Source organism: Pseudomonas sp. LBUM1672 (assembly GCF_059695655.1).
In genome coordinates this window covers 5,469,341-5,481,707 of sequence record NZ_CP166781.1, presented here as the reverse complement: position 1 = coordinate 5,481,707, position 12,367 = coordinate 5,469,341, and the positions used below count along the sequence as shown (strand labels likewise).

At 58.7% G+C, this 12,367-nt stretch carries 12 protein-coding genes; 10 read left to right on the top strand and 2 right to left on the bottom strand.

What is annotated here, in order from left to right:
* Nucleotides 1–103: 103 nt before the first annotated feature.
* Nucleotides 104–1,072 (bottom strand): polyprenyl synthetase family protein, encoded by a 969-nt coding sequence (locus ACA053_RS25075; RefSeq protein WP_497393939.1) that lies wholly within the window; start codon nt 1,070–1,072, stop codon nt 104–106.
* A 240-nt stretch (nt 1,073–1,312) separates the two neighbouring features.
* Here ACA053_RS25075 and rplU point away from each other — a divergent pair, with 240 nt between their 5' ends.
* The 5 genes from rplU (at nt 1,313) to ACA053_RS25050 (ending at nt 5,087) form a co-directional block, all read left to right on the top strand.
* Nucleotides 1,313–1,627 (top strand): 50S ribosomal protein L21, encoded by a 315-nt coding sequence (gene rplU / locus ACA053_RS25070; protein ID WP_003176051.1) that lies wholly within the window; start codon nt 1,313–1,315, stop codon nt 1,625–1,627.
* Nucleotides 1,628–1,661: 34 nt separating this feature from the next.
* On the top strand, nt 1,662–1,937 hold the full coding sequence (rpmA, locus tag ACA053_RS25065; RefSeq protein ID WP_003215862.1) for a 50S ribosomal protein L27: 276 nt from the start codon (nt 1,662–1,664) through the stop codon (nt 1,935–1,937).
* A gap of 193 nt (nt 1,938–2,130) precedes the next feature.
* Nucleotides 2,131–3,354, top strand: a complete 1,224-nt coding sequence (gene cgtA / locus ACA053_RS25060; protein WP_010467530.1) for an Obg family GTPase CgtA — start codon at nt 2,131–2,133, stop codon at nt 3,352–3,354.
* A 137-nt stretch (nt 3,355–3,491) separates the two neighbouring features.
* The gene (gene proB, locus ACA053_RS25055; protein WP_497396241.1) at nt 3,492–4,610 is read left to right on the top strand and encodes a glutamate 5-kinase; all 1,119 of its coding nucleotides are present in this window, start codon (nt 3,492–3,494) and stop codon (nt 4,608–4,610) included.
* Nucleotides 4,611–4,622: 12 nt separating this feature from the next.
* A complete protein-coding gene (locus ACA053_RS25050) occupies nt 4,623–5,087 on the top strand; it encodes a CreA family protein (protein ID WP_109634971.1) in 465 nt (154 codons plus the stop codon).
* 185 nt (nt 5,088–5,272) lie between these two features.
* On the opposite strand, the gene rpsT is transcribed toward ACA053_RS25050, so the two are convergent.
* On the bottom strand, nt 5,273–5,551 hold the full coding sequence (gene rpsT, locus ACA053_RS25045; RefSeq protein WP_008154937.1) for a 30S ribosomal protein S20: 279 nt from the start codon (nt 5,549–5,551) through the stop codon (nt 5,273–5,275).
* Nucleotides 5,552–5,803: 252 nt separating this feature from the next.
* Here rpsT and murJ point away from each other — a divergent pair, with 252 nt between their 5' ends.
* The 5 genes from murJ (at nt 5,804) to fkpB (ending at nt 12,204) form a co-directional block, all read left to right on the top strand.
* Nucleotides 5,804–7,342 carry a murein biosynthesis integral membrane protein MurJ gene (murJ, locus tag ACA053_RS25040; RefSeq protein ID WP_497313797.1) on the top strand — a complete coding sequence of 513 codons (1,539 nt, stop codon included), beginning with the start codon at nt 5,804–5,806 and terminating at the stop codon, nt 7,340–7,342.
* 129 nt (nt 7,343–7,471) lie between these two features.
* Complete coding sequence (ribF, locus tag ACA053_RS25035; protein ID WP_497393938.1) at nt 7,472–8,422, top strand: bifunctional riboflavin kinase/FAD synthetase; 951 nt, start codon at nt 7,472–7,474, stop codon at nt 8,420–8,422.
* Nucleotides 8,423–11,254 carry an isoleucine--tRNA ligase gene (ileS, locus tag ACA053_RS25030; protein WP_497393937.1) on the top strand — a complete coding sequence of 944 codons (2,832 nt, stop codon included), beginning with the start codon at nt 8,423–8,425 and terminating at the stop codon, nt 11,252–11,254.
* Nucleotides 11,247–11,759 carry a signal peptidase II gene (gene lspA, locus ACA053_RS25025; RefSeq protein WP_497393936.1) on the top strand — a complete coding sequence of 171 codons (513 nt, stop codon included), beginning with the start codon at nt 11,247–11,249 and terminating at the stop codon, nt 11,757–11,759. The genes ileS and lspA overlap by 8 nt, the downstream gene beginning before the upstream one ends.
* 7 nt (nt 11,760–11,766) lie before the next feature.
* The gene (fkpB, locus tag ACA053_RS25020; RefSeq protein WP_178082362.1) at nt 11,767–12,204 is read left to right on the top strand and encodes an FKBP-type peptidyl-prolyl cis-trans isomerase; all 438 of its coding nucleotides are present in this window, start codon (nt 11,767–11,769) and stop codon (nt 12,202–12,204) included.
* Nucleotides 12,205–12,367: the final 163 nt, after the last annotated feature.

Here is a 12,367-nt window from a genome sequence, read left to right as displayed (position 1 = left end):
CGTTGGGTCGCGAAGCGGCCCCAAAAGCTCTACGACTGCTTCGCAGCCGAGCGGGAGCAAGCTCCCTCGCCACAAAGGCTCGCTCCCACAGGGATGGTCGTCGTCAGTGCGTGCGGGCTACCGCGAACTCACTCAATTCAACCAATGCATCGCGATACTCGCTGGCTGGCAGCGCATCGAGGCATTTGATCGCACGGGCCACGTAATCACGGGCCAGATTTGCGGTGTAATCCAGCGAGCCAGACGCTTCTACCGCTTCGCGAATGCTTTCCAGGTCTTCGATGCCGCCTTTCTGAATCGCCTTGCGCACCAGGGCAGCCTGTTCCGGCGTACCTTCACGCATGGTGTAGATCAGCGGTAGGGTTGGCTTGCCTTCGGCCAGATCGTCACCGACGTTCTTGCCCAGGGTTTCTGCGTCGCCCTTGTAGTCCAGCAGGTCGTCGACCAGTTGAAAAGCCACACCCAGATGATCGCCAAAGGTACGCAGCGCTTCGCTCTGTTCCGGTGTGGCACCGGCCAGGGCTGCCGCACTGTGGGTCGACGCTTCGAAGAGCATCGCGGTCTTGCCGCGGATGACTTCCATGTAGGTTTCTTCGGTGGTGCTGGCGTCACGGACCTTGGACAGCTGCAACACTTCGCCTTCGGCGATGATGCGCGTGGCTTGCGAAAGGATCTTCATCACCGGCATGGAGCCCAGTTCGACCATCATTTCAAAGGAACGCGAGTACAGGAAGTCGCCCACCAGCACGCTTGGCGCATTGCCCCACATGGCGTTGGCGGTCGAGCGGCCACGGCGCATGCCGGACATGTCGACCACATCGTCGTGCAGCAGGGTGGCGGTGTGCAGGAACTCAATGGTTGCGGCCAGCAGGCGCAGGTCATCGCCTTCGCGACCCAGGGCCTTGCCACACAGCAGCACTAATAGAGGACGCAGGCGTTTACCGCCAGCCGAGGTAATGTAATCGCCGATTTTCGATACCAGCGGCACTCGGGAAGTCAGCTGCTTCTTGATGATGCCGTCGACGGCGCTAAAATCGTCCGCCACCGCGCGGTAGAAAGCTTGGGGTTGCATCAGCGACAGTTGCTCCAGAAGGGTTGCGCGGCATGCTAGGACCCACGTCGGCGGGTGTCAAGGCACGATGGACGGCCTCTTGCATCACCCCGGCAGCTTGCGTACAATCGCGCACCCTGAACTTCCTGGGCAGCACCTGCCTTACGCAATTGCAAACAGGCCTTCCAGCCTTATGCAGCCATGCCAGCCAATACCTCTTCTTATAAAGAGCTGGGTGAGCAGGATTATCGGAGAAATACCATGTCGTACGCAGTAATTGTTACTGGTGGCAAGCAATACAAGGTCGCCCCAGGTGAATACCTGAAGATCGAAAAACTGGAAATCGCTACCGGCGAATCCGTTACTTTTGATCGCGTTCTGTTGGTCGCCAATGGCGATGACGTGAACATCGGCGCTCCAGTTGTTGCTGGCGCTACCGTTGTGGCTGAAGTGATCTCCCAAGGTCGTCACGATAAAGTCCGCATCATCAAGTTCCGTCGTCGTAAGCACCACATGAAGCGTATGGGCCACCGCCAGTGGTACACCGAGATCAAAATCACCGGTATTCAGGCTTAATTTCAGCCTAATTCCTCACTAGGAGAATTGACTCATGGCACACAAAAAAGCTGGTGGTAGTACCCGTAACGGTCGCGACTCAGAAGCCAAACGCCTTGGCGTGAAGATGTATGGCGGCCAGGTTATCATTCCGGGCAACATCATCGTGCGTCAGCGCGGCACCCAATTCCACGCCGGTTACGGTGTTGGCATGGGTAAAGATCACACTCTGTTCGCTAAAATCGACGGCGTGATCAAGTTCGAAGTAAAAGGCGCTTTCAACCGCCGTTACGTGAGCATTGTCCCGAAGACTGAAGTCGTCGCGGCATAATTACGTAGATGCTGGAAAAGCCCTGTCTCGCGACGGGGCTTTTTCGTTTGTGGGGTGAGTCTCTTGCAAAGCTGTTTGTGATGGGCTCCAGCGCTGGATTTGCGGTCGTTGATTGAGGTCGCTGCGCTCATTTTTGCAAGAGTCTTATGTCTGGATTTTTTCGGCTCGTCCGTATGACGAGAGGCGTTTTGTTATGAAGTTTGTTGATGAAGTATCGATTCGAGTAAAGGCCGGTGACGGCGGCAACGGTTGCATGAGCTTCCGTCGCGAGAAATTTATTGAAAACGGCGGCCCGAACGGCGGTGACGGTGGTGATGGCGGCTCGGTCTACATGATCGCCGACGAAAACCTCAACACACTGGTGGACTACCGTTACACCCGGCACTTCGATGCCGAGCGCGGTTCCAACGGCGGCAGCACCGACTGCACCGGCAAGAAAGGTGAAGAGCTGGTCCTGCGTGTTCCGGTCGGCACCACCGTCATCGACTCCGCCACTCAGGAAGTGATCGGTGACCTGACCAAGGCTGGCCAGAAACTGCTGGTGGCTCATGGCGGCTGGCACGGTCTGGGCAACACCCGTTTCAAATCCAGTACCAATCGTGCTCCGCGTCAGACCACTCCGGGCAAACCGGGTGAGGCGCGTGATCTCAAGCTGGAAATGAAAGTGTTGGCTGACGTCGGTCTGCTGGGCTTGCCGAACGCCGGTAAAAGTACCTTCATCCGCTCGGTCTCGGCCGCCAAGCCGAAAGTCGCCGACTACCCGTTCACCACGCTGGTGCCGAACCTGGGTGTGGTCAGCGTCGATCGCTGGAAGAGCTTCGTGGTCGCGGACATTCCGGGTCTGATCGAAGGCGCTTCCGATGGCGCGGGCCTGGGGATTCGCTTCCTCAAGCACTTGTCGCGTACCCGTCTGCTGCTGCACCTCGTGGACATGGCGCCGCTGGATGACGCCAGCGCTCCGGATGCTGCTGAAGTGATCGTCAGCGAGCTGACCAAGTTCAGCCCGTCCCTGGCTGAGCGTGATCGTTGGCTGGTGCTGAACAAGTGCGACCAGATCCTTGAAGAAGAGCACGATGCTCGCGTCAAGGAGATCGTTGATCGCCTGGAATGGACTGGTCCGGTCTACGTGATCTCCGCCATCTCCAAGCTGGGCACCGAGCGTCTGTGCCACGACATCATGCGTTATATGGAAGATCGCGCTGACCGTCTGGCGAACGACCCTGTCTACAAAGAAGAGCTGGCCGAGCTCGATCAGCGCATCGAAGACGAAGCTCGTGCTCAGCTGCAGGCGCTGGATGACCAGCGTGCCCTGCGTCGCAGCGGCGTGAAGTCGGTCCACGATATCGGCGACGATGATTGGGACGAAGAAGATGTGGATGACGAAGACGGTCCGGAAATCATTTACGTGCGTGACTGATTCGTTGCAGTAAACTTAAGCGCCGCTCAATCGAGCGGCGTTTTAGTATCTGGAAATCGATAGTTAGTCACGAATAACCACGAATAACGTTACGGGCAGTGCCAGGTCGCGCTGTCCTCAAGCTAAGGTTGAAGATGATGCGGAGCAAGGTGGCAGGTGCGCAGCGTTGGGTCGTGAAGATCGGCAGCGCTTTGCTGACGGCGGACGGCAAAGGCCTGGATCGCGCGGCAATGGGTGTCTGGGTCGAGCAGATGGTGGCGTTGCACGAAGCCGGCGTCGAACTGGTGCTGGTGTCCTCTGGGGCAGTAGCGGCGGGGATGAGCCGTCTTGGTTGGAGTGTACGACCCAGTGCAATGCATGAGCTCCAGGCTGCCGCTGCTATCGGTCAGATGGGGCTGGTGCAGGCCTGGGAATCGAGCTTTGCCGAGCATGGTCGGCATACCGCACAGATTCTCCTGACGCACGATGACTTGTCGGACCGCAAGCGCTACTTGAACGCCCGCAGCACCCTGCGTGCGCTGGTCGAGCTGAAAGTGATTCCGGTGATCAACGAAAACGACACCGTGGTCACCGACGAGATCCGCTTCGGCGACAACGACACCCTGGCGGCGCTGGTGGCCAACCTGGTCGAAGCAGACTTGCTGGTAATCCTTACCGACCGCGACGGCATGTTCGACGCTGATCCGCGCAACAACCCTGATGCGAACCTGATTTACGAAGCTCGCGCCGATGATCCGGCATTGGACGCCGTCGCTGGCGGTACCGGTGGTGCATTGGGTCGTGGCGGCATGCAGACCAAATTGCGCGCTGCGCGCCTGGCGGCGCGTTCCGGTGCGCACACCATCATCGTCGGCGGGCGCATTGAGCGCGTGCTGGATCGTCTGAAGGCGGGCGAGCGCATTGGCACCCTGTTGTCGCCTGAGCGCGGCATGCTGGCGGCGCGCAAGCAATGGTTAGCCGGTCACTTGCAAACCCGTGGCACTCTGGTGCTGGATGCGGGGGCGGTGACGGCGCTGTCCCAAGGCAACAAAAGTCTGCTGCCGGTTGGTGTCAAGCTGGTCCAGGGCAGTTTTCGTCGCGGTGAAATGGTGGTGTGCGTGGCCCCGGACGGTCGTGAGATCGCCCGCGGCCTGGCCAACTACAGCGCGCTGGAAGCACAAAAAATCATCGGTCAGTCGTCTGAGGCGATTGTCGGTCTGTTGGGTTACATGGCTGAGCCAGAACTGGTTCACCGCGATAACCTGATTCTGGTCTGAAGGAATATTTGAATGCGTGTGGCAAAAGGATTGTTGGGTCTGCTGTTGGCAATGCCGCTGCTGGCCTCGGCCGAGGAGATTGGTCAGGTGTCGACGGTGTTCAAATTCGTCGGCCCGAACGACCGTATCGTCGTCGAAGCATTTGATGATCCGAAGGTCGAGGGCGTGACGTGTTACCTGTCGCGGGCCAAGACGGGCGGCGTGAAGGGTGGTTTGGGCTTGGCTGAAGATCGCGCCGAGGCATCTATTGCTTGCCGCCAGGTCGGTCCGATCAACTTCAAGGGTGAACTGAAGGATGGTGACGAGGTGTTCAAGGAGCGCACGTCGCTGGTGTTCAAGACCATGCAAGTGGTGCGCTTCCTCGACAAGAAGCGTAATACGCTGGTGTACCTGGTCTACAGTGATCGCTTGATCGAGGGCAGTCCGCAAAATGCGGTAACGGCGATCCCGATTTTGCCGTGGACGCACGCTCAATAAACTAACAGAGATCCAAAATGTGGGAGCGGGATTGCTCGCGAAGAGGGAGTGTCAGTCGGCATGGATGCCGACTGGTACACCGCATTCGCGAGCAAGCCCGCTCCCACATTTTTTTGCGCAGCGTTTACCAAATCGCAGGCAATAAAAAACCGACCCTGAGGTCGGTTTTTCAACAAGCTTATCGCTTATGCGGCAACAGCAAGGTTCAGAGCCTTGACGTGACCGTTCAGGCGGCTCTTATGACGAGCTGCCTTGTTCTTGTGGATGATGCCTTTATCGGCCATACGGTCGATAACTGGCACAGCCAGAACGTAAGCTGCTTGAGCTTTTTCAGCGTCTTTTGCGTCGATGGCCTTAACTACATTCTTGATGTAGGTACGAACCATGGAACGCAGGCTGGCGTTGTGGCTGCGACGCTTCTCAGCCTGTTTTGCACGTTTTTTGGCGGAAGGTGTGTTGGCCACCGTCGAGCTCCTCGAAAGACTTTTTAGGAAATAGCAAACAAAATAGGCCGCGAATCATGCCGATGAGTTGATGTCTTGTCAAGGGCGGTTGAGACGTTCCGCTAAGTGGTAGGTATAAAGAGGCGGGATATTTATTTCCGGCGCTTGACCTGTAAACTCGCGAGCTTTGGCTCTGTGCTGCTGCGGCGCGGAGTATCGCATAAGTAGGCGCTTTGTTCGCCTGCTGTTTATCGACAGGCACAAACTCTTTCAATGAATCTGCTCAAATCGTTGGCCGCCGTCAGCTCTATCACGATGCTTTCCCGGATTCTGGGGTTCGTTCGTGACACCCTCATCGCACGCACATTTGGTGCCGGGATGGCGACTGACGCCTTCTTTATCGCCTTCAAACTGCCCAATCTGCTGCGGCGAATCTTCGCCGAAGGGGCTTTTTCCCAGGCATTCGTGCCGATCCTGGCTGAATATAAGAGCCAGAAAGGCGAGGAGGCGACGCGAACCTTCATTGCTTACGTCTCCGGCCTGCTGACGCTGGTGCTGGCCCTGGTCACCGCGCTGGGCATACTCGCCGCGCCGTGGGTCATCTGGGCCACCGCACCGGGTTTCACCGATACCCCGGAAAAATTCGAGCTGACCTCAAATCTGTTGCGGGTGACCTTCCCTTATATATTGCTGATCTCCCTGTCCTCATTGGCCGGTGCGATCCTCAATACGTACAACCGCTTCTCGGTGCCGGCCTTCGTGCCGACCCTGCTCAACGTCAGCATGATCGTCTTTTCAGTGTTCCTGACGCCGTACTTCGATCCTCCCGTCATGGCCCTGGGCTGGGCGGTGCTGGTGGGTGGTCTGGCGCAGTTGCTCTATCAACTGCCGCACCTGAAAAAGATCGGCATGCTCGTGCTGCCACGCCTGAATCTGCGCGACAGCGGCGTCTGGCGAGTAATGAAACAGATGCTGCCGGCAATTCTCGGTGTGTCCGTGAGCCAGATTTCTTTGATCATCAACACCATTTTTGCTTCGTTTCTGGTCGCCGGCTCCGTGTCGTGGATGTATTACGCAGACCGTTTGATGGAGTTGCCATCCGGCGTGCTGGGCGTGGCGTTGGGTACGATTCTGCTGCCAACCCTGGCCAAGACCTATGCCAGCAAGGATCGCCAGGAATACTCGCGCATCCTCGACTGGGGCCTGCGCCTGTGCTTCGTGCTGGTGCTACCGTGTTCGCTGGCACTGGGGATTCTGGCCGAACCGCTGACGGTTTCGCTTTTCCAGTACGGGCAATTCAGTGCGTTTGATGCTTCCATGACCCAGCGGGCGTTGATCGCTTACTCCGTCGGTTTACTCGGGATTATCGTGATCAAAGTGCTGGCGCCGGGCTTTTATGCGCAACAAAACATCCGCACCCCGGTAAAAATCGCGATTTTCACGCTGGTCGTTACCCAGTTGTTCAACCTGGTGCTGATCGGTCCGCTGGCTCACGCCGGTCTGGCCCTGGCCATCAGCATCGGTGCCTGCATCAATGCCGGGCTATTGTTCTATCAGCTGCGCAAGCAACAGATGTATCAGCCGCAACCGGGCTGGGCCAAGTTCGGCGCCAAGCTTGTGATTGCGGTGTTGGTGATGTCTGCTGTGCTGCTGGCCGGGATGCACTTCATGCCGGCCTGGGATCAGGGGCATATGCTGGAGCGGTTCCTGCGCCTGGGCGCGTTGGTCGCTGCCGGCGTGGTCAGTTATTTCGGCATGCTGCTGTTGATGGGCTTTCGTTTGCGCGACTTCAATCGCAAGGCGCTGAGCTGAGGCTTTGGCCTCGATAAACACGGGCGAACCGGCGGTTTTGTCGGCTCGATTACTTTGGGTTACGGTGTTGCCTGTCGTCGGCCGCCGGGTGTGGTTATAATCGACCACTTTATGAGCAAGAAGCGCGTTATGCAGCTGGTTCGAGGCCTCCACAACCTGCGCCCCCAGCATCGGGGCTGTGTCGCCACTATTGGCAACTTTGACGGTGTTCACCGTGGCCACCAGGCTATCCTGGCGAGGCTGCGTGAGCGCGCTATCGAGTTGGGCGTGCCCAGCTGCGTGGTGATTTTCGAGCCGCAGCCGAGAGAATTCTTCGCCCCGGACACGGCCCCGGCCCGTCTGGCCCGGCTGCGGGACAAACTGCAGCTGCTGACCGACGAAGGTGTCGACCGGGTCCTGTGCCTGGCCTTCAATCATCGTCTGAGCAAGCTCAGCGCCAGTGAGTTCGTTGACACCATTTTGGTCGACGGCCTCGGCGTCCAGCACCTGGAGGTCGGTGACGACTTCCGGTTCGGCTGTGACCGGGTAGGGGATTTCGATTTCCTGCAGCAGGCCGGCATCGTCCAGGGTTTTACCGTCGAAGCGGCGCAAACCGTCGAGCTGGACGGCATTCGTGTCAGCAGCACCCAGGTCCGTAATGCCTTGGCCGCTGCCGACTTTGCCTTGGCCGAGCGGCTGCTCGGGCGTCCGTTCCAGATCACCGGGCGGGTCCTGCACGGTCAGAAGCTGGCGCGCCAACTGGGTACGCCAACTGCCAACATTCAACTCAAGCGTCGTCGCGTGCCGCTGACCGGGGTTTACCTGGTCAACGTCGACATCGACGGCAAGACCTGGCCAGGTGTCGCCAACATTGGCGTGCGGCCAACGGTCCAAGGGGATGGCAAAGCCCACCTCGAAGTACACCTTTTAGATTTTGCCGGCGATCTGTATGACCGGCGTTTGACGGTGGTTTTCCACCACAAGCTGCGTGAAGAGCAGCGTTTCGCCTCTCTGGAGGCGCTTAAGACGGCGATCAATGCGGATGTTGCCGCCGCCCGTGCCCTGTCGCACCTAGCGCCAATCGCTAATGAAGAGCCTTAAATGACCGACTATAAAGCCACGCTAAACCTTCCGGACACCGCCTTCCCAATGAAGGCCGGCCTGCCTCAGCGCGAACCGCAGATCCTGCATCGCTGGGACAGCATTGGCCTGTACGGTAAGTTGCGCGAGATTGGCAAGGATCGTCCGAAGTTTGTCCTGCACGACGGTCCTCCGTATGCCAACGGCACGATTCACATCGGTCATGCGTTGAACAAGATTCTCAAGGACATGATCATCCGCTCGAAAACCCTGTCGGGTTTCGACGCGCCTTATGTTCCGGGCTGGGACTGCCACGGCCTGCCGATCGAGCATAAAGTCGAAGTGACCCACGGCAAAAACCTGGGCGCGGACAAGACCCGCGAACTGTGCCGTGCCTATGCCACCGAGCAGATCGAAGGGCAGAAATCCGAATTCATCCGTCTGGGCGTGCTGGGCGACTTCGCCAACCCGTACAAGACCATGGATTTCAAGAACGAAGCTGGTGAAATCCGCGCTTTGGCCGAAATCGTCAAGGGCGGTTTCGTGTTCAAGGGCCTGAAGCCTGTGAACTGGTGCTTTGACTGCGGTTCGGCCCTGGCTGAAGCGGAAGTCGAGTACGAGAACAAAAAGTCATCGACTATCGACGTGGCTTTCCCGATTGCCGACGAAGCCAAACTGGCTGCCGCTTTCGGTCTGGCGTCGCTGGCCAAACCTGCCTCGATCGTGATTTGGACCACCACCCCGTGGACCATCCCGGCCAACCAGGCGCTGAACGTTCACCCGGAATTCAACTACGCCCTGGTCGACGTCGGCGACAAACTGCTGGTGCTGGCTGAAGAACTGGTCGAGTCGTGCCTGGCCCGTTACAGCCTGGAAGGCTCGGTCATCGCGACCACCACCGGTAAAGAACTGGAACTGATCAACTTCCGTCACCCGTTCTACGATCGTCTGTCGCCGGTTTACCTGGCCGACTACGTTGAACTGGGCGCTGGCACCGGCGTGGTTCACTCCGCTCCGGCGTACGGCGTGGACGACTTCGTGACCTGCAAGAAATACGGCATGGTCAACGACGACATTCTCAACCCGGTACAGAGCAACGGCGTTTACGTGACATCGCTGGAGTTCTTCGGCGGCCAGTTCATCTGGAAAGCCAACCCGGCCATCGTCGACAAGCTGACCGAAGTCGGCGCGCTGCTGCACACCACCATCATCGAACACAGCTACATGCACTGCTGGCGTCACAAGACCCCGCTGATCTACCGCGCCACTGCGCAGTGGTTCATCGGCATGGACAAAGAGCCTGTCAGCGGCGACACCCTGCGCAAGCGCGCGCTCAAAGCCATCGAAGAGACTCAGTTCGTTCCGGCCTGGGGCCAGGCGCGCCTGCACTCGATGATCGCCAACCGGCCGGATTGGTGCATCTCCCGTCAGCGCAACTGGGGTGTACCTATCCCGTTCTTCCTCAACAAGGAAAGCGGTGAGCTGCACCCACGTACCGCCGAGCTGATGGAAGAAGTCGCCAAGCGCGTCGAAGTCGAAGGCATCGAAGCCTGGTTCAAGATGGACGCCGCCGAGTTGCTCGGTGACGAAGCGCCACAATACGACAAAATCAGCGACACCCTGGACGTCTGGTTCGATTCGGGCACCACGCACTGGCACGTCCTGCGCGGTTCGCACCCGATGGGCCACGAGACCGGCCCGCGTGCCGACCTGTACCTGGAAGGTTCGGACCAACACCGCGGCTGGTTCCACTCTTCCTTGCTGACCGGTTGCGCCATCGACAACCACGCGCCGTATCGCGAACTGCTGACCCACGGCTTTACCGTCGACGAGTCCGGTCGCAAGATGTCCAAGTCCCTGGGCAACGTGATCGCGCCGCAAAAGGTCAACGACACTCTGGGCGCAGACATCATGCGCCTGTGGGTGGCTTCCACCGATTACTCGGGTGAAATGGCGGTTTCCGAGCAGATCCTGCAACGCAGTGCGGACGCCTACCGGCGGATCCGTAACACTGCGCGCTTCCTGCTTTCCAACCTGACCGGTTTCAACCCGGCCACCGACATCCTGCCGGCCGAAGAAATGCTTGCGCTGGACCGTTGGGCCGTGGACCGCACCTTGCTGCTGCAACGCGAGTTGCAAGAGCACTACGGTGAATACCGCTTCTGGAACGTCTACTCCAAGATCCACAACTTCTGCGTGCAGGAGCTGGGCGGTTTCTACCTCGACATCATCAAGGACCGTCAGTACACCACTGGCGCCAACAGCAAGGCCCGCCGTTCGGCGCAAACCGCGCTGTACCACATCTCCGAAGCGCTGGTGCGCTGGATCGCGCCGATCCTTGCCTTCACCGCCGACGAACTGTGGGAATACTTGCCGGGCGAGCGTAACGAATCGGTGATGCTCAACACCTGGTACGAAGGCCTGACCGAATTGCCGGACAACGTCGAACTGGGCCGCGCCTACTGGGAGCGGATCATGGCGGTGAAGGTCGCGGTCAACAAGGAAATGGAAATCCAGCGTGCGGCCAAGGCCGTCGGTGGCAACCTGCAAGCCGAAGTGACGCTGTTCGCCGAAGACGCTCTGAGCGCCGACCTGGCCCAGCTGAGCAACGAACTGCGCTTCGTGCTGATCACTTCGACCGCGAGTGTGGCGCCTTTTGTTCAGGCACCTGCGGACGCGGTAGTCACCGAAGTCAGCGGCCTGAAGCTGAAAATCGTCAAGTCGGCCTTCGCCAAGTGCGCCCGTTGCTGGCACTGCCGTGAAGACGTCGGCGTGAACCCGGAGCATCCGGAAATCTGCGGTCGTTGCGTCGACAACATCAGCGGCGCTGGCGAGGTTCGTCATTATGCCTAATGCCGTTGGCCGTTTCGGACGGCTGAGCTGGCTCTGGTTGAGTTTGCTGGTCCTGGTCATCGACCAGGCCAGCAAGTTCTACTTCGAAAACAAGCTCGAAATGTTCCAGCAGATCGTGATCATTCCCGATCTGTTCAGTTGGACCCTGGCCTACAACACCGGCGCGGCCTTCAGCTTCTTGGCTGACAGCTCCGGCTGGCAGCGCTGGTTGTTTGCCCTGATCGCCATTGGGGTGAGTGCGGTGCTGGTGGTCTGGCTCAAGCGTCTGGGGCGCAACGAAACCTGGCTGGCCGTCGCTTTGGCGCTGGTACTGGGCGGGGCGCTGGGCAATCTGTATGACCGCATTGCCTTGGGCCATGTGATCGATTTCATTCTGGTGCATTGGCAGAACCGCTGGTACTTCCCGGCGTTCAACTTCGCCGACAGTGCAATTACCGTCGGTGCCGTGATGCTTGCGCTGGATATGTTCAAAAGCAAGAAAACCGGAGAAACCGTTCATGACTGAACAGGTATTGGCTGAGCAACGCATCCGCCAGAACACGGAAGTCACCTTGCACTTTGCACTGCGCCTGGAGAACGGCGACACCGTCGACAGCACTTTCGACAAAGCCCCGGCGACCTTCAAGGTCGGCGATGGCAACCTGTTACCGGGTTTCGAAGCGGCGCTGTTCGGCTTCAAGGCGGGCGATAAGCGCACGCTGACGATTCAACCGGAAAACGCGTTTGGCCAGCCAAACCCGCAAAACGTGCAGATCATCCCGCGTTCGCAGTTCAAGGACATGGACCTGTCGCCGGGTTTGCTGGTGATCTTCAACGATGCGGCCAATACTGAGCTGCCGGGTGTTGTGAAAGAATTCGATGACGAGCAAGTGACCATCGACTTCAATCACCCGCTGGCCGGCAAGACATTGACCTTTGACGTCGAGATCATCAGCGTCAAATCGCTGTAACTGACCGAATGCGGTCTAATTGTGGGAGCGGGCTTGCTCGCGAAAGCGGTGTATCAGCCAACATTTTTGTTGAATGTGAAGCAGCCTTCGCGAGCAAGCCCGCTCCCACATTAAGATTTTCACTGTTTTCGAACCCGGTGTTCGTATGACAGGTGGCACTACT